The sequence below is a fragment of the Micromonospora inaquosa genome (assembly GCF_003857055.1).
Lineage (GTDB): Bacteria > Actinomycetota > Actinomycetes > Mycobacteriales > Micromonosporaceae > Micromonospora > Micromonospora inaquosa.
In genome coordinates this window covers 1-22,471 of record NZ_QGSZ01000312.1, presented here as the reverse complement: position 1 = coordinate 22,471, position 22,471 = coordinate 1, and the positions used below count along the sequence as shown (strand labels likewise).

At 72.4% G+C, this 22,471-nt stretch carries 23 protein-coding genes and 2 pseudogenes; 6 read left to right on the top strand and 19 right to left on the bottom strand.

Annotated features, from left to right (window positions below; genetic code table 11):
• Window positions 1–30 precede the first annotated feature (30 nt).
• Window positions 31–921: a 30S ribosomal protein S2 gene (rpsB, locus tag DLJ59_RS28475; RefSeq protein WP_124776301.1), complete on the bottom strand. Its 891-nt coding sequence runs from the start codon at window positions 919–921 to the stop codon at window positions 31–33.
• Window positions 922–1,159: 238 nt separating this feature from the next.
• Window positions 1,160–2,233 (bottom strand): hypothetical protein, encoded by a 1,074-nt coding sequence (locus DLJ59_RS28470; protein WP_244236284.1) that lies wholly within the window; start codon window positions 2,231–2,233, stop codon window positions 1,160–1,162.
• A gap of 232 nt (window positions 2,234–2,465) precedes the next feature.
• Between DLJ59_RS28470 and DLJ59_RS28465 the strand changes: the two genes are divergently transcribed.
• The 5 genes from DLJ59_RS28465 to DLJ59_RS28445 all read left to right on the top strand — a co-directional run bounded on the left by DLJ59_RS28465 (window position 2,466) and on the right by DLJ59_RS28445 (window position 8,243).
• Window positions 2,466–2,825, top strand: coding sequence for a YraN family protein (locus tag DLJ59_RS28465; RefSeq protein ID WP_124776297.1), 360 nt, complete (start codon window positions 2,466–2,468; stop codon window positions 2,823–2,825).
• A 30-nt stretch (window positions 2,826–2,855) separates the two neighbouring features.
• Complete coding sequence (locus tag DLJ59_RS28460; RefSeq protein WP_124776295.1) at window positions 2,856–4,376, top strand: YifB family Mg chelatase-like AAA ATPase; 1,521 nt, start codon at window positions 2,856–2,858, stop codon at window positions 4,374–4,376.
• A complete protein-coding gene (locus tag DLJ59_RS28455; protein WP_124776293.1) occupies window positions 4,373–5,581 on the top strand; it encodes a DNA-processing protein DprA in 1,209 nt (402 codons plus the stop codon). Before DLJ59_RS28460 ends, DLJ59_RS28455 begins: the two co-directional genes overlap by 4 nt.
• 336 nt (window positions 5,582–5,917) lie before the next feature.
• On the top strand, window positions 5,918–6,970 hold the full coding sequence (locus tag DLJ59_RS28450) for a tyrosine recombinase XerC (protein ID WP_124776291.1): 1,053 nt from the start codon (window positions 5,918–5,920) through the stop codon (window positions 6,968–6,970).
• A 91-nt stretch (window positions 6,971–7,061) separates the two neighbouring features.
• Window positions 7,062–8,243, top strand: coding sequence for an aminotransferase class V-fold PLP-dependent enzyme (locus tag DLJ59_RS28445; RefSeq protein ID WP_124776289.1), 1,182 nt, complete (start codon window positions 7,062–7,064; stop codon window positions 8,241–8,243).
• Between the two features lie 24 nt (window positions 8,244–8,267).
• Here the strand turns inward: DLJ59_RS28445 and DLJ59_RS28440 are convergent.
• A pseudogene (locus DLJ59_RS28440) lies at window positions 8,268–8,864 on the bottom strand (murein hydrolase activator EnvC family protein); the annotation flags it as partial.
• A 223-nt stretch (window positions 8,865–9,087) separates the two neighbouring features.
• Here DLJ59_RS28440 and DLJ59_RS28435 point away from each other — a divergent pair.
• Complete coding sequence (locus DLJ59_RS28435; protein ID WP_124776287.1) at window positions 9,088–10,230, top strand: sulfite oxidase; 1,143 nt, start codon at window positions 9,088–9,090, stop codon at window positions 10,228–10,230.
• Window positions 10,231–10,291: 61 nt separating this feature from the next.
• On the opposite strand, the gene DLJ59_RS28430 is transcribed toward DLJ59_RS28435, so the two are convergent.
• From DLJ59_RS28430 to DLJ59_RS37675, 16 genes and pseudogenes are all read right to left on the bottom strand, one after another.
• A complete protein-coding gene (locus tag DLJ59_RS28430) occupies window positions 10,292–10,615 on the bottom strand; it encodes a DUF2469 domain-containing protein (protein ID WP_007075222.1) in 324 nt (107 codons plus the stop codon).
• Entirely contained in the window at window positions 10,612–11,424 is an 813-nt protein-coding gene (locus tag DLJ59_RS28425; protein ID WP_124776285.1) for a ribonuclease HII, read from the bottom strand. Before DLJ59_RS28425 ends, DLJ59_RS28430 begins: the two co-directional genes overlap by 4 nt.
• Window positions 11,418–11,951, bottom strand: coding sequence for an NUDIX hydrolase (locus DLJ59_RS28420; protein ID WP_482805361.1), 534 nt, complete (start codon window positions 11,949–11,951; stop codon window positions 11,418–11,420). The genes DLJ59_RS28425 and DLJ59_RS28420 overlap by 7 nt, the downstream gene beginning before the upstream one ends.
• A 54-nt stretch (window positions 11,952–12,005) precedes the next feature.
• A complete protein-coding gene (lepB, locus tag DLJ59_RS28415; protein ID WP_124776283.1) occupies window positions 12,006–12,641 on the bottom strand; it encodes a signal peptidase I in 636 nt (211 codons plus the stop codon).
• A gap of 10 nt (window positions 12,642–12,651) precedes the next feature.
• The gene (gene lepB / locus DLJ59_RS28410) at window positions 12,652–13,521 is read right to left on the bottom strand and encodes a signal peptidase I (RefSeq protein ID WP_124776281.1); all 870 of its coding nucleotides are present in this window, start codon (window positions 13,519–13,521) and stop codon (window positions 12,652–12,654) included.
• A gap of 181 nt (window positions 13,522–13,702) precedes the next feature.
• Window positions 13,703–14,059 carry a 50S ribosomal protein L19 gene (gene rplS, locus DLJ59_RS28405; RefSeq protein WP_124776279.1) on the bottom strand — a complete coding sequence of 119 codons (357 nt, stop codon included), beginning with the start codon at window positions 14,057–14,059 and terminating at the stop codon, window positions 13,703–13,705.
• Window positions 14,060–14,202: 143 nt separating this feature from the next.
• Complete coding sequence (gene trmD, locus DLJ59_RS28400; RefSeq protein ID WP_124776277.1) at window positions 14,203–14,976, bottom strand: tRNA (guanosine(37)-N1)-methyltransferase TrmD; 774 nt, start codon at window positions 14,974–14,976, stop codon at window positions 14,203–14,205.
• 11 nt (window positions 14,977–14,987) lie between these two features.
• Entirely contained in the window at window positions 14,988–15,542 is a 555-nt protein-coding gene (gene rimM / locus DLJ59_RS28395; RefSeq protein WP_124776275.1) for a ribosome maturation factor RimM, read from the bottom strand.
• On the bottom strand, window positions 15,542–15,802 hold the full coding sequence (locus DLJ59_RS28390) for an RNA-binding protein (protein ID WP_172862164.1): 261 nt from the start codon (window positions 15,800–15,802) through the stop codon (window positions 15,542–15,544). The genes rimM and DLJ59_RS28390 overlap by 1 nt, the downstream gene beginning before the upstream one ends.
• The gene (gene rpsP, locus DLJ59_RS28385) at window positions 15,777–16,277 is read right to left on the bottom strand and encodes a 30S ribosomal protein S16 (RefSeq protein ID WP_124776273.1); all 501 of its coding nucleotides are present in this window, start codon (window positions 16,275–16,277) and stop codon (window positions 15,777–15,779) included. The genes DLJ59_RS28390 and rpsP overlap by 26 nt, the downstream gene beginning before the upstream one ends.
• 229 nt (window positions 16,278–16,506) lie before the next feature.
• Window positions 16,507–17,127, bottom strand: a complete 621-nt coding sequence (locus DLJ59_RS28380) for a ribonuclease FAU-1 family protein (RefSeq protein ID WP_124776321.1) — start codon at window positions 17,125–17,127, stop codon at window positions 16,507–16,509.
• 49 nt (window positions 17,128–17,176) lie between these two features.
• On the bottom strand, window positions 17,177–18,583 hold the full coding sequence (gene proS, locus DLJ59_RS28375; RefSeq protein WP_124776271.1) for a proline--tRNA ligase: 1,407 nt from the start codon (window positions 18,581–18,583) through the stop codon (window positions 17,177–17,179).
• Between the two features lie 188 nt (window positions 18,584–18,771).
• Entirely contained in the window at window positions 18,772–19,851 is a 1,080-nt protein-coding gene (locus tag DLJ59_RS28370; RefSeq protein WP_124776269.1) for an amidohydrolase family protein, read from the bottom strand.
• Window positions 19,852–19,963: 112 nt separating this feature from the next.
• A complete protein-coding gene (gene ffh, locus DLJ59_RS28365) occupies window positions 19,964–21,538 on the bottom strand; it encodes a signal recognition particle protein (protein ID WP_124776267.1) in 1,575 nt (524 codons plus the stop codon).
• Window positions 21,539–21,652: 114 nt separating this feature from the next.
• Window positions 21,653–22,309 (bottom strand): response regulator transcription factor, encoded by a 657-nt coding sequence (locus tag DLJ59_RS28360; RefSeq protein ID WP_124776265.1) that lies wholly within the window; start codon window positions 22,307–22,309, stop codon window positions 21,653–21,655.
• A pseudogene (locus DLJ59_RS37675) lies at window positions 22,306–22,471 on the bottom strand (sensor histidine kinase); the annotation flags it as partial. The gene DLJ59_RS28360 and the pseudogene DLJ59_RS37675, both read right to left, overlap by 4 nt.

The following is a 22,471-nucleotide window of genomic DNA, read 5'->3' as shown; positions in this document are numbered from 1 at the left end:
AAAACGGACGGCGGGACAGCGACGGTGCGGTCACTCCGCGGTGGCGGCCGCCGGCTGCTCGGTGACGGCCTGCTCCGGGCTGGCGGGCTGCTCGGCGGCGGCAGCGGCGGGCTGCTCGGCCGGGGCGGCCTCGTCGGCCTTCTTCGGCTCGAGCAGCTCGCGCTCCCACTCGGTCAGCGGCTCGTCGCTCGCCACACCCTCGGGCTTCTCGTCGTTGCCCCGGCGACGGCCGGAACGGGCGATCAGACCATCCGCGACGGCGGCGGCGACGACCTTGGTCAGCAGCTCGGCCGAGCGGATCGCGTCGTCGTTACCCGGGATCGGGAAGTCGACCTCGTCCGGGTCGCAGTTGGTGTCCAGCACCGCGATCACCGGGATGCCCAGCTTGCGGGCCTCGTCGACGGCGATGTGCTCCTTCTTGGTGTCGACGATCCACACCGCGGCGGGAAGCTTCTGCATGTCCCGCAGGCCACCGAGGGTGCGGGTCAGCTTGATCTTCTCGCGGGAGAGCTGCAGGGTCTCCTTCTTGGTGTAACCGGCGGCGGTGCCGCTGAGGTCACCCAGGGCCTCCAGCTCCTTCATCCGCTGGAGCCGCTTGTACACCGTCTGGAAGTTGGTCAGCATGCCACCGAGCCAGCGGTGGTTGACGTACGGCTGGCCGACCCGGGTCGCCTGCTCGGCAATCGCCTCCTGGGCCTGCTTCTTGGTGCCGACGAACAGGATGCTGCCACCCTCGGCGACGGTCCCACGCACGAACTCGTACGCCTTCTCGATGTACTCGAGGGTCTGGCGCAGGTCGATGATGTAGATGCCGTTGCGCTCGGTCATGATGAAGCGCTTCATCTTCGGGTTCCAGCGCCGGGTCTGGTGCCCGAAGTGGACACCGCTCTCCAGCAGCTGACGCATGGTCACGACGGCCATGGTTGGGGTACTCCTCAAGGTCCCTGGTTGTCACGCCCGGCCGGTGGCCGGGCGTCCTGGCGCCTGGTCGCCGGCCCATGGTGGACCCGATCAAGATCGGGACCAGGGAGGCCGTCGCTCCACGACTCTTCGTGAAGAGGGCGCGCGAGGTCGACCGCACGAGGCGGTCGCCAGTTGGCCAGTGTACGCCCCTCACCCGTTCAGCCGCCCCGGGGTGCGCGTGGGGCGCTGCTCCGGGTCAGCCGGCGGCGAGCGCGGCGGCCACGAAGAGCACCAGGCCGACGGTCAGGTAGGCCGTCGGCGGGCGGAGCCAGCCCCGACCGTTGTCGGCGAGCGCCAGACCTCCGGTTCGTAGCCCGTACAGCCCGATCGCGAAGATCGGCAGCCCGGCGACCAGGGCGATACCTACCACCACGTTCCCGGCGTCCACCGGGTCGCTGGTCACGCCCGCCAGCAGCACCCGCAGCGCGGGGACCTCGAAGATCAGCGCCAGCAGGGCGAAGAGCACGGCCAGCACCGGTCGCCGGGTCCGATAGACGCCGTCGGCGGCCGGTGGGTACACCGGCGGCTCGGCTGCCGGCAGGTCGGGGCGGGGCCCGATCCCCGGCATCGCGCCGGTCGGCATCTCCAGCGGGTGCGGCAGGTCGCCGCCACCCCGGGTCGGCTCGATGATCGGGTACGCAGTGAGCGGAGCGGGACGAGCCGGGTCGGCGAGCACACCGCCCGGCGCGACGGCCGGGGACGTGGTGTCGCGGGCGACCTCCGGCGTGGCGCTCGCCAGCGGGGTCTCGGCGGCTGCCGGCTCCCGGGCGGCCCGACGACCGGGCAGCTCACCCGAGATCTCCGACGGGTCCCGGTCCGCCCGGCGGGAACGGGTCGCCCGGTATCCGTCGGTCTCCGGCCGGACGTCACCGTAGGGGTCCACCGCGCCGAAGCGCCCGGAGTCGTTCTCACTCGCCCCGAAACGTCCGGACTGGGCGTCCACCGCCGGAAAGCGGTCCGAGTCCCGCTCCGGTGCACCGAAACGGCCCGGGTCCACCGCACTCAGGCGGCCCGAATCCGACTCCGGCGTACCGCCGAAGCGGCTCGCGTCCACCGCGCCGAAGTGTCCCGAGTCCGGCTCCCGGCGGCGGCCGACCCCGGTGTCCTCGACGGAGCGGGCGTCTTCCGCACCACGCTGCTCGGGAATCTCACTGTCCCGGTACCGGGGTTCGCCCGTACCGCGCCACTCCGACTCGCCGTAACCGCGCCCCCGCTCGTCGGGGTACCAGCGCGACTCCTGATCTTCCGGGAAGCTCCGTCGTCCGTCCACGTCCGGCACCGTATGCGACCGGCCACGCCCGCGCCATCTCGGCCCCGGCCGACCGCGCCGCCGATCACCAGTGGCGCGGGGCACGAATCGTGATCGGTGGTGAAAAGTCGGTCCGCGACGCCGCTAGCACAGCGCGAGCATGATCGTCTGACTGTCCACAGCACACCCGTTGTCCACAGTTGGGCCGCCGCCGGGTCGCGACGATCGCCCTCCGGCGGGCACCGTGCCGGCCATGACGAAGCGGAACCAGGCGGTTGGCGCGTACGGCGAACGGTGCGCGGCCCGGCACCTGACCGAGGCGGGGCTGCGCCCGATCGCCCGAAACTGGCGCTGCCCGGCCGGGGAGATCGACATCATCGCGTGGGACGGGCACGTGCTCGCCTTCTGCGAGGTCAAGACCCGCCGAGGTGACGGCTTCGGCACCCCGGCCGAGGCGGTGGTGCCGGCCAAGGCCCGCCGGCTGCGTGGGCTCGCCGCCCGGTGGCTGACCGAAACCGGCACGACCGCCGAGGAGGTGCGCTTCGATGTGCTGTCCGTGCTGCTACCCGACGCGGGGCCGGCGCAGGTCGACCACCTCAAGGGCGCGTTCTGACATGCGCACCCGGAGGATCGGTGACGCGCCGTGAGCTACGCGAAGGTGCTCTGTGTGGGGCTGGTCGGGGTGACCGGCCACCTCGTCGAGGTGGAGGCCGACCTGGCCGCCGGCCTGCCAGCGGTGGTGATCTCCGGCCTGCCGGACACCGCCCTGCACGAGGCCCGTGACCGGGTCCGTGCCGCCGTGGTCAACTCCGGCCAACGCTGGCCCAACCGGCGGATCACCCTCAACCTGCTCCCCGCCACGCTGCCGAAATTCGGCTCGGCCTTCGACCTTGCCATCGCCGCAGCGCTGCTGGGCGGCTCAGGTGAGCTGCCGCTGCTTCCCCTGGAGGGGGTGGTGGTCCTCGGCGAGCTGGGGCTCGACGGCACCGTCCGACCGGTACGCGGCGTCCTCCCGATGGTCGCCGCCGCAGCCCAGGCCGGCGTCGCGCGGGTGATCGTCCCGGTCGGCAACGCCGCCGAGGCCGCCGTCATCCCCGGCGTACGGGTGCGCGCGGTGGACACCCTGCACCGGCTCGTCGCCTTCGTTCGCGACGGAACCCCGCTGATCGAGCCACCGGCGGACATCCCGGCACCGGCGGTCGGTGGGCCGGATCTCGCCGACGTCGCCGGGCAGCAGCTGGGCCGGCGGGCCCTGGAGGTCGCCGCGGCCGGCGGGCACCACGTGGCGCTTCTCGGCCCGCCCGGCGCCGGCAAGACGATGCTCGCCGAACGGTTGCCGTCCATCCTGCCCGAGCTGGACGACGACGCGGCGCTGGAGGTCACCGCGCTGCACTCGGTCGCCGGGCTGCTGCCGCCGGGCGGTCGGTTGCTGCGTCGCCCACCGTTCCAGGCACCACACCACACCGCGACCGTGCCCTCGCTGGTCGGTGGCGGGTCGGGGCTGGCCCGGCCCGGCGCGGTGTCGCTGGCACATCGCGGGGTGCTCTTTCTGGATGAGGCTCCCGAGTTCAGCAAGGGTGCGCTGGAGGCACTGCGCCAACCGCTGGAGCACGGCCAGATCCAGCTGAGCCGCAGCGGGGGCGGCACCGTCTACCCGGCGCGCACCCAACTGGTGCTGGCGGCCAACCCGTGCCCGTGCGCCAAGCCGGCCGGCGACGCGCACTGCGAGTGTTCGCCGCTGGTCCGCCGCCGCTACCTGGGCAAACTCTCCGGGCCGTTGCTCGACCGGATCGACGTCCAGGTGCGGCTCATGCCGGTACGGGCGGCCGAGCTGATGGCGACCGACGGCGACGTCGAGCCCTCGGCGACGGTCGCCGCGCGGGTAATGGCAGCCCGGCAGGCGGCGGCCGCTCGCTGGGCCGACCTCGGCCGGCGGCTCAACGCCGAGGTCGAGGGCCCGCACCTGCGCCGACCGCCGTGGCGACTGCCAGCCCGGGTCACCGCCGAACTGCGTGGCCGGCTCGACTCCGGCTCGCTGTCGGCGCGCGGTTTCGACCGGGTGATCCGGATGGCCTGGACCATCGCTGACCTGGACGGTCGCGACCGACCGGACCAGGACGACGTTCGGGAAGCGCTTCAACTACGGACGGGAGAGGCGACGTGAGCGCCGAGGACGAACGCAGACTGGCCCGGGTCGCCCTGACCTGGCTGGCGGAGCCGGGCACCCGCGCGGTGCACCGGCTGGTCGAACGGCACGGCCCGGTGGCGACCCTGGATCTGCTGCTCGACGGCGGCAGTTCGGACGGCTGGCTGCACACCACTGTCGCCGCACGCTCGGCGGCCGGCGACGCACGGGCGGTGGCGGCGGAGGCCCTGGAGCGGGCGGAACGACTGGGTGCCCGGCTGGTCACCCCGGACGACGAGGAGTGGCCGACCCAGGTTGCCGGCCTGGCCACGTTGCGTCTGCCGGACGTCAGCCGCCGGGTGGACGCTGAGACCGCCCCACCGCTCTGCTTCTGGGTACGCGGGAGCTGGCCACTCGGCGAGGCCCTGGACCGCTCGGTGGCAGTGGTGGGGGCACGGGCCGCCACCGGCTACGGGCAGCACGTGGCGACCGAGCTGGGGTACGGCTTGGCGGAGCGGGACTGGACTGTGGTGTCCGGTGGCGCGTTCGGCATCGACGCCGCCGCCCACCGCGGCGCCCTCACCGCTGGCGGTCTGACCGTCGCGGTGCTCGCCTGCGGGCTCGACCGTCCGTACCCGATGGGCAACGCCGCGCTCTTCGACCGGATCGCCGAGACGGGGCTGCTGGTCAGCGAGTGGCCGCCGGGTGCGGAGCCGCTGCGGCCCCGGTTCCTGATCCGCAACCGGGTGATCGCCGTGGGCACCCGGGGCACCGTCGTGGTGGAGGCGTCGGCGCGCAGCGGCGCGACGCAGACCGCGCGGCGAGCCATCCACGCCAATCGGGTGACCATGGTGGTGCCGGGGCCGGTGACCTCGGCGATGTCCGTCGGCACACACGAGTTCCTGCGCGAGTTCCCCGACAAGGCCCGGCTGGTCACCGGAGTGGCCCACGTGCTGGAGGAGGTGGGCCGGATCGGCGCGGACCTGGCCCCGCTGGCGCGCGGACCGCAGCGGCCCACCGACGCGCTGGACGATGACGCGCGGTCGCTGTTGGAGGCGCTGCCCCGCCGAGGCGCGATGGGCGTGGACCGGCTCTCCGCCCGCGCCGGTGTCGACGTACGGACCGCGCTGCGCAAGCTGTCGCTGCTGGAGGAACTGTCCATGGTGGTCCGTCGCGAGGACGGCTACGCCCTCACCCCGCCGACCAAAACCAAGCGTGCGGCGGCGAATACGTCCGGTGCCTGAGCGGATCGGTTCGCGGCCGGCCCGGGGTTGTCGTCCGGGAAGCCGCGTGCCCTCGTGCTCGGGGCCCCGGCCCGGCGACTTTGCCGGTACGGTGCCCGGTCATGGGTGCAATCAAGCCGTGGCACATCAGCGTGCTCTGCTGTCTCGTCACGACCGCCGTGCTGATCGTCGGCCTGGTCGTCGTCCTGAACAAGAAGAAGAACAGCCGCTAGAAGGCGAAACACCGGCACCGTCGGGTCCGGTGACGTGAGCGGACCGGCCGTAGGCTGGGGCCGTGCCAGCTGTCAGTGAGAGTGCCTGGTCCGGTGGACCGGCCAGCAGGTTGGCGCGGCCCCGATGAGCCGGCCGGACCGGGGCACCCGGGCCATGCACCAGGCGTTGCCACCGGCGCTGCGTGACGCGGTCGACGACTTCGCCGAGCACCTGTCGAGGGTCCGTAACCGGTCGGCGCACACCGTTCGCGCGTACGTCACCGATCTGGTCTCGCTGCTCGACCACGCGGTCCGGATGGGCTGCGTCGACCTGTCCGAGCTGGACCTGTCGGTGCTGCGCAGTTGGCTGGCGCGGCAGCGCACCACCGGTGCGGCCCGCACGTCGCTGGCTCGGCGGGCCGCGTCGGCGCGGGCGTTCAGTGCCTGGGCACACCGGGCCGGGCTGCTCCCCGCTGACGTGGGCGCGGCGCTGGCCAGCCCTCGCGCGCATCGGGAGCTGCCCAGCGTGCTGCGCGCCGACCAGGCCGCCGCCCTGGTCGAGGCACCGTCCCGGCTGACCCGGCCCACCACCCCGTCAGCCACGAACCCGGCGCTCACCGACCAGCCGCACTCGAACCCAGCGCTCACGCAACCAGCGGGGAGGTCGACCTCGGGCGCAGCGGACGGGGCCGAGGCGGTGTCGCTGCGCGACCGGGTGCTGCTGGAGCTGCTCTACGCCACCGGCGTACGGGTCAGCGAGGCGTGCGGGTTGGATGTCGGCGACGTCGATCACGGTCGGCGGGTGATCCGGGTGCTCGGCAAGGGCGGGCGGGAGCGCTCGGTGCCGTACGGGGTGCCCGCCCAGCGGGCGTTGGACGAGTGGCTGCGCCGGGGTCGGCCGGCGATGGCGGGCGCGCGCTCCGGCGACGCGCTGCTGCTGGGTGCCCGGGGTGGTCGGCTCAACCCGACGACTGCGCGTCAGATCGTCGCGGCGTCCGCCGAGACCGCCGGGCTGCCCCGGACCAGCCCGCACGATCTACGCCACTCCGCGGCCACCCACCTCCTGGAGGGTGGCGCTGACCTACGCGCCGTGCAGGAACTGCTCGGTCACTCGTCGCTGGCGAGCACTCAGATCTACACCCACGTTTCGGTCGAGCGGCTGCGTGCCGCGTACCGGCAGGCACACCCACGCGCCTGACCAGGCGCCGAGAGGGCGCAAAGGGCGGAGGCCACGCACGCGCCTGACCAAGGACCGGAGGGTGCCCGAGCCCGACGGTTACGATCATCAAGTGAGCGTCCCGCAGCCCCCTGAGCCGATCCCGGGCGCCCGCCTGCTCTTCTCCCTGGACCCGGCGGTCAGCCACCTCAACCATGGCGCGTTCGGCGCGGTGCCGATCGGTGTGCAGCGCGCCCAGCAGCGCCTGCGCGACGAGATGGAGGCGAACCCGCTGCGCTTCTTCACCCAGGGGCTGGTCGACCGGATCGCGCACACCCGCCGGCACCTCGCCGGGTTCCTGGGCGCCGACCCGGACGGCAGCGTCCTGGTGGGCAACACCACCACCGGCGTCGCCGTGGTGCTTCAGTCGGTGGGCCTGAAGGCCGGTGACGAGGTGCTGAGCACCGACCACGGGTACGGGGCGGTGAGCCTTGCCATCCAGCGTGAGTGCCGCCGCACCGGCGCGGTCAGCCGGGTCCTGCCGATCCCCCTGGCCGCCACCGACGAGCAGATCGTGCAGACGGTCCGCGCCGGCCTGCGTCCCGGGCGGACCCGGCTGCTCGTCGTCGACCAGCTCACCTCGGCGACCGCGAAGCTCTTCCCGGTCGCCGCCATCGCCGGGGTGGCCCGCGAACACGGTGTGCCCGTCCTGGTGGACGCCGCGCACGCCCCGGGCATGCTGTCCACCCCGGTGGCCAGCTTCGGCGCGGACTTCTGGGTGGGCAACCTGCACAAGTGGGCGTACGCCCCGCGCGGGACCGCCCTGCTGACGGTGGCGCCGCAGTGGCGGGACCGGATCGAGCCGCTGGTGGTGTCCTGGGAGCAGGAGTCGGGTTTCCCGGCCCGGCTCGAGTGGCAGGCGACGCTCGACTACACGCCCTGGCTGGCCGCTCCGGCGGGCCTGTTCACGATGCGCAGTCTCGGGGTCGACCGGGTGCGGGCGCACAACGCCGCGCTCGCCGCGTACGGCCAACGGGTGGTGGGGGACGCCCTGGGCGTGGCTCCCGCTGATCTGCCCGGCCCCGGCGGGCCGGAGGTGGCTCTGCGCCTCATCCCGCTGCCGTCCGGAACGGGCACCACGATCGACGCCGCGCGGGCGTTGCAGACGCGGATCGGTGAGCGGCTCGCCGCCGAGGTGGCGGTGATGAGCTGGAACGGCCGGGGGTGGCTGCGGCTCACCGGCCAGGTCTACAACGCCGCCGACGAATACGAACGGCTGGCCGCACGGCTGCCGGCACTGCTCGCCCAGCGCTGACGGACGGCCGAGGGCGGACACCGGAGCCGGACCGACCGGGAGTAGGCGCACCGGGCCGAGGCCGAGCAGGGCCAGTGGGTCGAGATATTCCTCGCCCCGGCGCAATCCCCAGTGCAGGCACGCCTCGGCCGGGCAACCCGGGTGCCCGGGCAGCAGCTCGCCGAGCGGCACGCCGGCGATGACCGGCTGGCCGGGGCGTACGGCGGGTTGGACCGGCTCGTGGGTGGTCCGCAGCCCGTCGGCGTGGCCCACGGTGACCACCGGTCGACCGGCCACCAGGCCGGCGAAGAGCACGGTGCCCGGCCCGGCGCTGCGGACCGTCGCTCCGGCCGGGGCGGCCAGGTCGACGCCGCGATGGCCGGGCAGCCACGGTCGGGGCGGCGGGTCGAACCCGCGTACCGGTCGTGGCGGCCCGTCGACCGGCCAGCGGAACCGCCCGGCGGGCGTCGGGTCGGCGACCGGCACCGTCAGGGCCGCGACCGGCACGGTCGGCGTCGGTGGTTGGCCGGGCAGCGCCGCGACCAGCACCGCCAGCCCGCAGAGCTGGGCGGTCAGCGCGAGCGGGAGCACGGCGCAGAGCAGGACGGTGCGTCGGATCGAACGGGCGGCTGGCGGTCGCATGACGGCAGCCTCCGGCCGAGGTGGGGTCGTCGGCCAGCCCGCCCGACGGACCTGTGGACAACCGGAGGTGCTGTGGACGGCCACCCGACGGCCTCGATGATCTGCTATGCCCGGCCCGCCGCGCGATCGCCGAGGTAGCTCCGGTGCCGTTTTCGGGTCGCCACGGAGGGCCTAGGCTGTGCCGCGTACGGCGGGTGCCGCCGTCTGTACCGGGGAGGCCCACATGACCACTCGCGCTGACCGGACGTCGTCCCCCACCGGGCCGACCGTGGCCGACGTGAGCGGCCCGTCGAGGCTCGCCGAGCCGGACGAGGCGATCAGCGCCGAGGAGTTGCAGCTCGCGGCCCGCAACCACGGCATTCCGTTGGAGGCGCTGCGCTACGACGTCACCCCGGCCGGGCTGCACTACCTGCTGATCCACTACGACATCCCGGCGCTCGACCCGGCGACGCACACGCTGACCATCGGCGGGGCGGTGGACCGGCCGCTGACGGTGACCCTCGCCGAGCTGCGCGAGCGGCCCCGGGTCACCCGGCAGGTGACGTTGGAGTGCGCCGGCAACGGCCGGGCTCTGCTGCACCCCCGGCCGGTCAGCCAGCCGTGGCTGGTCGAGGCGGTCGGCAACGCCGAGTGGACCGGCACCCCCCTCGCACCGCTGCTGCGGGAGGCGGGCATCGACCCGAGCGCGGTGGACGTGGTCTTCACCGGCGCCGATCACGGCGTGGAGCGCGGGGTCGAGCAGGACTACCAGCGGGCGCTTCCGGTCGCCGACGCGCTGCGCGAGGAGGTGCTGCTGGCGTACGAGATGAACGGCGCTCCCCTGCTGCCGCAGCACGGTGCGCCGCTGCGGCTGATCGTGCCGGGGTGGTACGGCATGGCGCACGTCAAGTGGGTCCACTCGATCGAGCTGCGGACCGAGCCGTTCGAGGGTTACCAGAACGCGGTGGCCTACCGGGTGCGCCGCGACGCCGACGACCCGGGGGTGCCGGTCACCCGGATCGAGCCGCGTGCGCTGGTCCGCCCGCCCGGCTTCCCCGATTTCATGTCCCGCCGTCGGGTGCTGCGGGCCGGCCCCTGCACCCTGGATGGTCGGGCCTGGTCGGGGCACGCGCCGGTGGTCGCCGTGGAGGTGACCATTGATGGCGGGGAGAGCTGGGCGCCGGCCGAGCTGGACCCGACGGACGCGGGGGATTTCGCCTGGCGGCGCTGGCGGTACGAGTGGGTCGCCACCCCCGGCCGGTATGTGCTCGGCGCGCGGGCGACCGACGCGTCCGGGCGGACCCAGCCGGTCGAGCAACCGTGGAACCGTGGCGGCTTCGCCAACAACATGGCGCAGCGGGTCGAGGTCGTGGTGCCGGCCGAGTGACCGGCGGCGGGTGGCACGCCACGGGTGGGGGCCCGTGGCACAGCCGGCGGCTGGGGTGCGCTCAGCCGCCGAAGCCGGAGTCGGCGGGCAGGGAGATGTCGGGCTTCTCCAGCTCCTCGACGTTGACGTCCTTGAAGGTCATCACCCGGACGTTCTTCACGAAGCGGGCAGGACGGTACATGTCCCACACCCAGGCGTCGTGCATCTCCACCTCGAAGTAGACCTCGCCGTCGGAGTTGCGCACGTGCAGATCGACCTGGTTGGCCAGGTAGAACCGGCGCTCCGTCTCCACCACATAGGAGAATTGGCGGACAATGTCGCGGTACTCCCGGTAGAGCTGCAGCTCCATCTCGGTCTCGTACTTCTCGAGATCTTCCGCGCTCATCGCACTCCGCCTTCCATGGCCACATCTTCCCCCACCGGCGTCGGAGGCCGAGGCTGCTCGCCCAACGCCACGCCGACGGTACCCCCTGACGCCCGCGAACGCTCCATCGGCTCATCCGGGCCGTGGTTGCCGGGCCGCCGGGCGCGCGGCGGCCGGCCGTCGCGGCCGGAGACCGCTGCCACATTGACGTACGAGAACCGGTGCTCCCGGCACGGTCCGTGCTCCCGCAGCGCCGCCGAGTGCTCAGGGGTGATGTAGCCCTTGTGCTCGGCGAACCCGTACGCCGGGAACACCCCGTCCAGCTCCACCATGAGCCGGTCCCGGGTGACCTTGGCGAGCACACTGGCCGCCGCCACGCACGCGGCCACCCGGTCGCCCTTCCACACCGCCAGCCCGGGCACGCCCAACCCGTCCACGCCGAACCCGTCGGTCAGCACGTACTCCGGGTGGGTGGTGAGCGAGGCGAGCGCCCGGCGCATCGCGGCCAGGTTGCACACGTGCAGGCCCCGGGCGTCGACCTCCTCGGCCGGGATGACCACCACGGCGTACGCCAGGGCGCGGTCCACGACCTCCGCGTAGACCCGTTCCCGGCTGGCCGGGGTGAGCAGCTTCGAGTCGGCCAGCCCTTCGATCTCGCCGCGCCGCCCCTCGGGCAGCACCGCCGCGGCGGCGACCAGTGGACCGGCGCACGCCCCCCGGCCCGCCTCGTCGGCACCGGCGACGTGCCGGAAGCCACGCCGCTGCAACGCCCGCTCCAGGGCGTACAGGCCGGCCTCACGGCGCACCACGGTACGCGGCGGGGTCAGCACGACGCCTCGTCCTGGTCGGCGGTGGTCGACTGCCCCAACCGGCCTAGCAGGGCGGGCAGCTCCGGCGGGTAGAACCGGTCGCCGCTGGCCGCCAACTCGTCGGGCAGCCACCAGCGGTGGTCGGCGATGCTGCGCCGCTCGATGTCGTTGAAGCCCGTGGTGTCCACCTGCCAGAATTCCACCCGGAAGAGGAAGAAATCCTGTTCCTGGCGGTACCAGACGCCATCGAAGGAGAACTCTGTCGCGTCGGACCAGACCGGCTCGCCCAACTCGGCCGGGTCGAGCAGCAGGCCGGTCTCCTCGGCCAACTCTCGGGCCGCGCCCGCCGCCGCAGACTCCAGCGGATCAAGGCCGCCGCCCGGAGTAAACCAGTATCGGTGCCCGGGTCGGGCCGGGTCGAAGCCCTCGAACAGCAGGACCCGGCCAGCCGCGTCAACGAGCAGCACCCGGGCCGCACGCCGAGGGGTGTAGACACGGTCGCCACTGTTCGCGCCCGCGGGGCTCGCCAGCTCACTCCTCGCGCTCACGGTCACCGCACCAGCCTGCCAGACCGACGACGGATCGCCCACGCCCCCGTAGGCCTACGGCTTGGGGATGCCGTCGAACCCGTCGGGCACTGTCAGCCAGGTGGCCCGGCTGACCGGCCAGAAGACGGTGAATGCCCGCCCGACCACGTCGTCCTCGGGGATGGTGGCTTCCATGATGTCCTGCTGGGACTGCTGCCAGTGCTCCAGGGAGTCGCCGGAGGCCGAACGGTGGTCGCCCATCACCCACAGCCGGCCCTCCGGCACGGTGATGTCGAACTCCTGGTCGGCGGGCTTGTCGCGAATCCCGTCCATGGAGAAGATGTACGGCTCGTCCAGCGACTTGCCGTTGATCATCAGCCGTTCCTCTGGGTCACAGCAGACCACGTGGTCGCCGGGGATGCCGATCACCCGCTTGATGAAGTCCTCACCGTCGGGGTTGCCGCTCCACTCGGTCGGAGCCTTGAACACGATCACCTCGCCGCGGTGCGGGGATCGGAAGTCATAGACCAGCTTGTTGACCAACACCCGGTCATCGATCTTGAGGGTGTTTTCCATGGACGGGGAGGGGATGAAGAAGGTCTGCAGCACAAAGGCGCGGACCAGCACCGCGACCAGGATCGCCACACCCAGCAGGATCGGCAGCTCCTTCCAGAAGGAGCTGCGCGGCTTGTCGGTCTGCTCGTCAATCACGCCAAGGAGCCTACGTTGCCCGGCTGGACGGCACCGCCCGGAACGCGCGGGAACCGCGTAGCGCGGCTGCCAATGGAAGTATCAGCAGCACACCGCCCTGCGGAGTCGGTCGAACCGGGGGCACACCGGGAGATGCCGTGGCGGGCCCGGAGACGTCCTCGAACGTCGACGGCACCGACAGCGCGCTCCACCGCGACGAGGGCCAGACCACCGTGAAGGCCCGGCCGACCACGTTGTCGATCGGCACCGGCCCCTGGCAACGCGCGTCCTGGGAGACCTCGCGGTGATCGCCCATCACGAAGATCTGACCGGGCGGCACGACCACCTCGTCGAAGCGCCGGGAGCGACACTCCGCCGGGTTGGGTGGCAGGTCCAGTGGTGAGTCCCGCAGGACGTACGACTCGTTGAGCGGGGTGCCGTTGACGGTCACCCGACCCTGACTGTCGCAGCACTGGACCCGGTCACCGGGCAGACCGATCACCCGCTTGATGAAGTCCTTCTCACCGGGGCGACTCACCCCGACCAGGTCGCCGACAGTGCGGGTGAGCCGGCCGACGACGCCCGGCTTCGGCTGGTCGTCGACCTGCGGCGCCCAGCGGTCGGTGCCCCGGAAGACCACCACCTCGCCGCGCAGCGGGTCACGGACGTCGTAGACGACCTTGTTGACCAGCACCCGGTCGCCGATGAGGAGGGTGTCCTCCATCGAGCCGGACGGAATGAAGAACGCCTGGAGCAGGAAGGTGCGGATCAGCACCGCGAGGCAGAACGCGACCACCAGCAGCAGCGGCAACTCCTGCCAGAGAGGCATCTGTCGGCGCGTGCGGCGAGCCCGTCGACGCCACGGATCGACGGTGCCGTCATCGTCAAGCGTCTGCACCACGCCACTCCCCGGTCCGCAGAAACACCACCGCCCGGGAGCCTCGTCGAGGCTCCACGGGCGGTAGTGGACAACTGCCCGCCACGTGGGCGGGGCCGCCGCCTCACTGCGCCCGTACGACCAGGGTAGTGCGCTCTGGTCGGTACGGCATACGCGCAGCTCGGGCGGCGTGGCGAGCCGGAGGTCAGCTGGGCTGCCGCTCCCGCTTCTCCTTGATCTTGGCCTTCTTGCCGCGCAGCTCGCGCAGGTAGTAGAGCTTGGCGCGACGCACGGCACCGCGGGTCACGACCTCGATCCGGTCGATGCCCGGGCCGTTGATCGGGTAGGTCCGCTCGACGCCGACGCCGAAGCTGACCTTGCGGACCGAGAAGGTCTCGCGCAGACCGTCACCCTGGCGGCGGATCACGACGCCCTGGAAGATCTGGACACGGGACCGAGCGCCCTCGACGACGCGGGCGTGCACCTTGACGGTGTCACCGGCCCGGAAGTCGGGAAGGTCGGTCCGCTTCGACTGGGCGTCAAGGGCGTCCAGGATATTCATCGCTGTGTCCTCGTGAGGCTCACGGCGCACCGTCAGTCGGTGCGCGGGTGGGTGATTCTGATTCCCGGGTGGTGATCGGCGGACCGACCCCCGTCGGGGATCCTCGCAGCCGCCCGCGGGCGCGGACGGTTGCGGCAACCCCCCTACTTTGCCACATCCCCCGGCGGCGACCGAAATCCGGCCTGGTCCAGGGCCGCGATGTCCCGTTTGTCGAGCCGATCGGCGGGCAACGCGGCCAGCAGGTCAGGCCGGCGGGCAGCGGTGCGCAGCAGGCCCTCCTCGCGCCGCCAGCGGGCGATCTTGCCGTGGTCACCGGAGCGGAGCACCTCCGGCACGTCGTGGCCACGCCAACTCGGCGGCTTGGTGTAGATCGGTGCCTCCAGCAGCCCGTGCGCGTGCGACTCCTCGTCCAGCGAGCCCGCGTTGCCCAGCACCCCCGGCAGCAGCCGGGTGACCGCCTCCAGCATCACCAGGACCGCGACCTCGCCACCGAAGAGCACGTAGTCACCGAGCGACACCTCGGTGACCGGCATCCGGGTGGCGGCGTGCGCGAGGACCCGCTGGTCGATCCCCTCGTAGCGACCGCAGGCGAAGAGCAGATGCGACTCGGCCGCCAACTCGTACGCCATGGCCTGGGTGAACGGGGCACCGGCCGGCGACGGCACCAGCAGCCGGGGCGGCGGGGCGTCGACCGGCGCGAGGGCGTCCAGTGCCTCACCCCACGGCTCGGGGCGCATCACCATGCCCGGCCCGCCGCCGTAGGGGGTGTCGTCGACCGTGCGGTGCACGTCGTGGGTCCAGGTCCGCAGATCGTGCACGGCGAGCTGGAGCACGCCGTTGGCCCGGGCCCGCCCGATGAGCGACAGGTCCAGTGGGGCGAAGTACTCCGGAAAGATCGACACGACGTCGACGCGCATGCGGGCTGGTCCTAAAGGTCGAGCAGTCCGGCTGGCGGGTCGACGATCACACGTCCGCCGGCCAGGTCGACCTTCGGGACGATCGCCCGGACGAACGGGATCAACGCGGTACGTCCCTCGGGGCGCCGCAGCACCAGCAGGTCGGACGAGGGTGCGTGGTCGATGCGGGCGACCTCACCGAGACGTTCACCGTCCGGTGTCACCACAGCCAACCCGACCAGCTGGTGGTCGTGGAACTCCTCCGGGTCGTCCGGTGGGGCCACGTCGGCGCTGTCCACCACGAGCAGCGTCCCGCGCAGCGCCTCGGCGGTGTTGCGGTCCAGGATGCCGTCGAACGCGATCAGCACCCGACCCTGGTGGAAGCGGGATTCCTCGATGGTCAGCTCCGCCGGGATCCGGAACGGCACGCCAGGCTCATCGGTGGTTGGAGGGGGCGCCGCGCCCGGCGCAGTGCGTAGCACTGTGCCGGGCGCGAACCGTGCCTCGGGCTCGTCGGTCCGCACTTCCACGGTGACTTCACCGCGGACACCGTGCGGCTTGCCGATCCTGCCGACGACGAGCTGCATCAGTACGAGTCGACGATGTCGACGCGAACCCCGCGCCCGCCGATGGAGCCGATCACCTGGCGCAGCGCCTTGGCGGTCCGGCCGGACCGCCCGATCACAGTGCCGAGGTCCTCGGGGTGCACGCGGACTTCGAGCCGCTTGCCCCGACGGGAATCGACCATCCGCACCCGGACGTCATCCGGGTGGTCGACGATGCCCTTGACCAGGTGCTCCAACGCCGGACGCAGTGGCATATCAGGCCTGCTCACCGGCGTCGGCAGCGGCCGGGGCCTCGGCCGGAGCCTCGGTCTTCGGAGCCTCGGTCTTCGGCGCCTCGGCCGGAGCCTCAGCCTTCGGAGCCTCGGCAGCCTTGGCGGCCTTCTTGGCCGGCTTGGCCGGGGTCTCCGGGGCGAGCCCGGCGGCGGCCTTCGCCTCAGCCTCGTACGCCGCCTTGCGGTCGGCCCGCTCGGGGGCGACCAGGAGCGGCGGCGGGGCCGGCAGGCCCTTGTACTTCTGCCAGTCACCGGTCAGCTCCAGCAGCCGCTGCACCGCCTCGCTCGGCTGAGCGCCGACGGACAGCCAGTACTGGACCCGCTCCGACTTGACCTCGATGACCGAAGGGTCCTCCTTCGGCTGGTAAACCCCGACGAACTCGATCGCCCGGCCGTCACGCTTGGTGCGCGAGTCGGCGATGACGATGCGGTACTGCGGGTTGCGGATCTTGCCCATCCGCAGGAGCCGGATCTTTACGGCCACAGTTGTTTCGCTCCTGTTGCGATCTCACCGGCCCAAGCGGGCGGTGTGCATGGGTGAGCGCCGACCGGCACAGTGGGGTTGGGCCGGAGACTACTCGGTGGACTGGCGACGTGCCCGGGTTAGAGGGCGCCGGACGCGCGCCGGATACCAGCGACCCATTCTGCCAGATCCGCTGCCGATCTCCCGCATCGGACCCGGACACCGCGTCGCCGGTGACCTGGAACACCACTCAGCGCACCGGCGGACGATCCCATCCGAGCGGAAGTTTGTCCGGTACGCCCCATTCTGCCGGTGGCGTGAAGTCAGCCCAGGTGCCGTCGAACGGGAACTCGCCGGCCTCGGCGAGCGCGATCACCCGCTCCCCCTCGGCGCGGACCGCCTTCTCGTCGGTCACCCAGTAGTCGGCGCCGAAGGCGAGCCGCTCGACGAACTCGCCCTCGTCCTTCCACTCCCAGCTGCGGTCCGGCCAGACCACCACGTCCAGGTCCTGGTCCACCACGTCGACGCCGGCCACCGGGCCGTCGTCCCAGCGGACACCGGGCTCCTCCAGGTTGACGTACCAGCTGGCGAACCGGCCCTGGGCGTCTCGGAACCACCAGACGGAGTGCGCCGCCCCCGTGGGCAGGAACTTCAGCAGCGGCGGACCGTTCCAACGCCCCTGCGCCAACCGGTAGCTCGACGCGATCCACTCGGCGAACGGCATCGCCCGCATGTTCAGCCCGGCCTCGGTCACCTCGTGGGCCACCGGCGAGTCCTGGGCGATCCAGACCAGCAACCCTCGATCGTCGTCGCTGACCACGCGGGCCGGCCGGACCCATCCGATCCGGCCGTGCCGCACGTTCCGGTGCATGATCAGCCGGCCCGGCTCGAACCGGTCGGCCGGGTTGCCTGGCCGCACCTCAGTAGGCGCGGGCGAGGATGGCGATCAGATCGGGCTCGTCCTCCGAGTCGGGTACCGAACCGTCGGCGCGCAGCAGGCAGCGCACCGTGACGCCCTGACCGTTCGCCTCCGCCTCGCCGGCCACACCGACCGCCGACCACGGCACCCGCGCCCAGCCGTTCGCGGCGGCCTCGATCGCCTCGGCCAGGGTGGCCACCTCCACCGTGCGCGCTTCGCGGTTGGCCAGCGCCTGGTCGTGCAGCACCTGCTGGTCGGTCTCCAGGGCAGCCAGCACCGCGGCGACCACGTCCGCCACCGGCGTCGGGGTCTTCGAGCCGTCGGTCCGGCGCACCACCACCGCGTTGCCCGCGGCCAGGTCACGAGGGCCAACCTCGACGCGTACCGGATAGCCACGCAGCTCGGCGTCGACGGCCCGGCGGCCGAACGCGGTGTCGGTCCGGTCGTCGAGCGCGACCCGGACACCGGCGTCGCGCAGGCCGTCGCGCAGCTTGGCCGCCGCCTCGCCGACGCCGTCACCATCCTTGACGATCATGACGTACGCCTGGATCGGCGCCAGCTTCGGCGGCACGCGCAGGCCGTTGTCGTCGCCGTGCGCCATGATCAGGCCACCCAACATCCGGGTGGACGTGCCCCAGGAGGTGGTCCAGGCGTGCTCCCGGCCACCCTCCTTGGCGGAGTAGCTGATGTCGAACGCCTTGGCGAAGTTCTGGCCCAGCTCATGGCTGGTGCCCAGCTGCAACGCCTTGCCGTCGCCCATCATGCCTTCGCAGGTGTACGTGGCCGTCGCCCCGGCGAAGCGCTCGCGGGCCGTCTTCAGGCCGACCACCACCGGGATGCCGATCACGTTGACCATCAGGTCCTCGTACGCCTCGTGCAGGATCCGCCGCGCGTACGCCCGGGCGTCCTCGCGGGTGGCGTGCGCGGTGTGCCCCTCCTGCCAGAGGAACTCGCTGGTACGCAGGAAGATCCGCGGACGGAGCTCCCACCGGACCACGTTCGCCCACTGGTTGAGCAGCAGCGGCAGGTCCCGGTACGAGTCGATCCACTTGGCCATGAACTCGCCGATGACCGTCTCGCTGGTCGGCCGCACCACCACCGGCTCGGCCAGGGGCTTGCCGCCACCGTGCGTGACGACCGCCAGCTCCGGCGAGAAGCCCTCGACGTGCTGCGCCTCGCGCTTGAGGTAGCTCTCGGGGATGAACAGCGGGAAGTACGCGTTCTCCGCACCCGCCGCCTTGATCCGAGCGTCCATCTCAGCCTGCATACGCTCCCAGATGGCGTAGCCGGCCGGTCGGATGACCATGGTGCCGCGAACCGGGCCGTTGTCGGCCAGCTTCGCCTTGGCGATCAGGTCCTGGTACCAGCGGGGGAAATCCTCCGCACGGGGAGTGAGCACGCGTGCCATGACCGCACATCCTATGCGCCACGCGGGCGGACACCGCGTCCGGGAGTCGCCGCGCCGCGCCGTCCCGCTCTGCCGACGGGCCGTGACGACGCTGGGCAGGTCTCGCCGACCTTGCCGCCCACCTCTCCAGCGCCGCCGCCACCCGACCAACCGGCCGGCCCCCGCACGCCAGGATCGTGCAGCGGGGGTCAGCGGATGACGCGGCCGCGGAGGATCGTGCGGGACGGGGCGCGGACGGCGCGCAGGTCGCTGCGGGGGTCTTCGGGGTAGACGGTCAGGTCGGCGAGGCCACCCTCGACCAGGCCGGGGAAGCCGAGCCATTCGCGGGCGCCCCAGGAGGCGGCGGCGAGGACGTCGGTGGGCGACATGCCGGCCCGTTCGTGCAGCAGCAGCATCTCCTCGGCGGCCAGCCCGTGGTCGATGCCGCCACCGGCGTCGGTCCCCACGTAGATCGGCACCCCCGCCTCGTACGCGGCACGCACCACCTCGGGGAAGCCGTCGCGCAGCGCGAGCATGTGCTCGGCGTACCCGGGGAACTTGCCCCGCGCCTGCTCGGCGATGCCCCCGAAGGTGGCGATGTTGATCATTGTGGGCACCAGCGCGGTGCCCTGGCGGGCCATCTCGTCGATCAGGTCGAGGCTGAGCCCGGTGCCGTGCTCCACCGAGTCGACGCCGGCCCGCACCATGATCTCGACGGCTGATTCGGAGAAGGTGTGCACGGCGGCGCGTACCCCGGCGTCGTGCGCCGCCCGCACGGCGGCGGTGAGGGTGTCCGCGTCCCAGGCCGGCGCCAGGTCACCGACGCCCCGGTCGATCCAGTCGCCGACCAGCTTGACCCAGCCGTTGCCGGCCCGGGCCTGCGCGGCCACCGTGGCGGCCACCTCGGTCGCGTCGACCTCCACGCCGATGTCACGCAGGTAGCGCTTCGGCGGGGCGACATGCTGGCCGGCGCGGGCCAGCCGCGGCAGGCCCGGCTCGTCATCCAGTTCGGGGTACGGGTACGGCGACCCGGCGTCGCGGATCGCCAGCACCCCGGCGTCCCGGTCGGTGTGGGCCAACTCGCGGGCCTGCTCGAGCGAGGTGATCGGGGCGCCACCTCGGGCGATGCCGATGTGGCAGTGCGCGTCGACAAGCCCCGGCAGCACGAAACCGCCGTCGAGGACGGTTTCCGCACCGGGCACCGGGGTGAAGGTGACCCGGTCGCCGACCAGCCAGAGATCGCGGACCTCGTCGTCGGGGAGCAGCACGCCGCGCACATGAAGAGCCATGCGCACAGTCCTACCCGATCACCGCCCCTCGGGGTCGGGCAGGTCGTTCTTCCGAACGGTCAGCGCCGACAGGCCCACCGAGGACGACGTCGCCCGCCGTCACCGCCACGCGTCAGCGCGGGCCCTTGTCGCCACCCTTGCCGAGCTTGTTGAAGTCGATCTTCGGGAGCTTGAAGCCGGGCGGCAGGCCCTGGCCACCCGCCAGGTCGTTCGGGTCCAGCCCCGGCGGGAGCTGCGGCATCCCGCCCGGGAAGCCGCCCGCACCAACGCGCGGACCGGCACCACTCTGCCCCGCACCCCGCGAACGCTGCGAGCCCTTCGTGTTTTTTCGCTTGTTCTTCGGCGACTTGGTCGCCTTGCGCCGACCGCCACCGGGCAGGCCCATCATGCCGCCCATCTGCTTCATCATCTTCTGCGCGTCGGCGAAGCGGTTGAGCAGCTGGTTGACGTCCATCACGGTGACCCCGGAGCCGTTGGCGATGCGCGCCCGACGGGAACCGTTGATGATCTTCGGGTTGGTGCGCTCGCCCGGGGTCATCGACCGGATGATCGCGGTGACCCGGTCGAAGTGGCTGTCGTCCAAGTCGGCGATCTGGTCCTTCATCTGCCCCATGCCCGGCATCATGGCCAGCACGTTCGCGATCGGGCCCATCCGCCGCACCGCGATGAGCTGGTCGAGGAAGTCGTCCAGGGTGAACTGTTCACCGCCCATCAGCTTGGCGGTCATCTTCTCCTTCTGATCGGAGTCGAAGGCCTGCTCGGCCTGCTCGATCAGAGTGAGGACGTCGCCCATGCCGAGAATCCGGCTGGCCATCCGGTCAGGGTGGAAGACGTCGAAGTCCTCCAGCTTCTCACCGGTGGAGGCGAACAGGATCGGCTGCCCGGTGACCTCACGGACCGACAGCGCGGCACCACCACGGGCGTCGCCGTCGAGCTTGGAGAGGACCACACCGGTGATGCCGACGCCGTCGCGGAACGCCTCGGCGGTGCGGACGGCGTCCTGACCGACCATCGCGTCGATGACGAAGATGACCTCGTCCGGCGAGACGGCGTCGCGGATGTCGGCGGCCTGCTGCATCATCTCGGCGTCGATGCCGAGCCGGCCGGCGGTGTCGACGATGACGATGTCGCGAGCGGCGCGCTTCGCGTGCTCGATCGACGCGCGGGCCACCTGCACCGGGTCACCGGTGCCGTTGCCGGGCTCCGGGGCGTACACCTCGACGCCGGCCCGGCCACCGAGCACCTGGAGCTGCCCGACGGCGTTGGGGCGCTGGAGGTCGGCGGCGACGAGCAGCGGCTGATGCCCCTGGCCCTTGAGCCAGCGGGCCAGCTTGCCGGCGAGGGTCGTCTTACCGGAACCCTGGAGGCCGGCAAGCATGATCACCGTGGGCGGCTGCTTGGCGAACTGGAGCCGTCGCCCCTCGCCGCCGAGCACCTTGATCAGCTCTTCGTTGACGATCTTGATGATCTGCTGGGCCGGGTTCAGCGCCTGGGAGACCTCGGCACTGCGGGCGCGCTCCTTGACGGCCGCGATGAAGCCCTTGACCACCGGCAGCGCGACGTCCGCCTCCAGCAGCGCGAGACGGATCTCGCGCGCGGTGGCGTCGATGTCGGCGTCGGTGAGCCGCCCCTTGCCGCGGAGCTTGGTGAAGATCCCGGACAGGCGGTCACTCAAGGTGTCAAACACGCGAACATCCCGTTTGTCAGTGTTCCGGCGGGCACAACGCGGCCGGCACTGCGGAGTCCGGCCACCGCTAGGGTAACCGCCCGGCAGAAGGGCCGCTGTCGGCCGGCCCGGGCCTCACCCCGACACCAGACCCGACTGGTACGCGAACACGACGAGCTGGGCCCGATCCCGGGCTCCCAGCTTCCCCATCGCCCGGCTGACGTGGGTCCGCGCGGTCGCCGGGCTGACCACCAACTGCGCGGCGATCTCCTCGTTGTTCAGGCCCTCACCGACCAGGCCGACGACCTGACGCTCCCGGTCGGTCAGGGTGTCCAGCCGGGGGTGCGGACGAAGCACCCGCGACGGCCGGGTGGCGAACTCCCGCACCACCCGCCGGGTCACCGACGGCGACAGCAGCGCCTCCCCCTCGGCGACCAGCCGGATCGCGCGCAGCAGCTCGGCCGGTCTGGTGTCCTTGGTGAGGAACCCGCTCGCACCGTGCCGCAGCGCGTCGAAGACGTACTCGTCCAGTTCGAAGGTGGTGAGCACCACCACCCGGGTACCGGTCAGGTCGGGGTCGGCGACGATACGGCGGGTCGCCTCGATGCCGTCGATACCGGGCATCCGGATGTCCATCAGCACCACGTCCGGCCGTTCCCGGCGGGCCAACTCGACCGCCCGCAACCCGTCGGAAGCCTCGCCGGCCAGCGCCAGGTCATCCTCGCTCTCCACCAGCGCGCGCAGCCCGAGCCGGACCAGGTCCTGGTCGTCGGCGATCAGCACCCGGATCACGTCGTCGGCTCCACGGGCAGCCCGGCGTACACCCGGAACCCGCCCCCGGCGCGCGGCCCGGCGCTCAACCGCCCGCCCAACGCCGCGACCCGCTCCCGCATCCCGGCCAGACCGTGACCGTCCTCGTCGTCGGCCGGTGCTGTCCCGGCGCGGCCCGGCCCC

Coding starts and splice junctions, on each gene's coding strand:
- rpsB (WP_124776301.1), bottom strand. CDS start 921: ATGGCCGTCGTGACCATGCGTCAGCTGCTGGAGAGCGGTGTCCACTTC.
- DLJ59_RS28430 (WP_007075222.1), bottom strand. CDS start 10,615: ATGAGCGCGGAAGATCTCGAGAAGTACGAGACCGAGATGGAGCTGCAG.
- DLJ59_RS28370 (WP_124776269.1), bottom strand. CDS start 19,851: ATGGCTCTTCATGTGCGCGGCGTGCTGCTCCCCGACGACGAGGTCCGC.
- DLJ59_RS28435 (WP_124776287.1), top strand. CDS start 9,088: ATGACCACTCGCGCTGACCGGACGTCGTCCCCCACCGGGCCGACCGTG.
- DLJ59_RS28380 (WP_124776321.1), bottom strand. CDS start 17,127: ATGCACCGGAACGTGCGGCACGGCCGGATCGGATGGGTCCGGCCGGCC.
- rimM (WP_124776275.1), bottom strand. CDS start 15,542: ATGCAGCTCGTCGTCGGCAGGATCGGCAAGCCGCACGGTGTCCGCGGT.
- DLJ59_RS28465 (WP_124776297.1), top strand. CDS start 2,466: ATGACGAAGCGGAACCAGGCGGTTGGCGCGTACGGCGAACGGTGCGCG.
- rplS (WP_124776279.1), bottom strand. CDS start 14,059: ATGAATATCCTGGACGCCCTTGACGCCCAGTCGAAGCGGACCGACCTT.
- proS (WP_124776271.1), bottom strand. CDS start 18,583: ATGGCACGCGTGCTCACTCCCCGTGCGGAGGATTTCCCCCGCTGGTAC.
- DLJ59_RS28450 (WP_124776291.1), top strand. CDS start 5,918: ATGAGCCGGCCGGACCGGGGCACCCGGGCCATGCACCAGGCGTTGCCA.
- trmD (WP_124776277.1), bottom strand. CDS start 14,976: ATGCGCGTCGACGTCGTGTCGATCTTTCCGGAGTACTTCGCCCCACTG.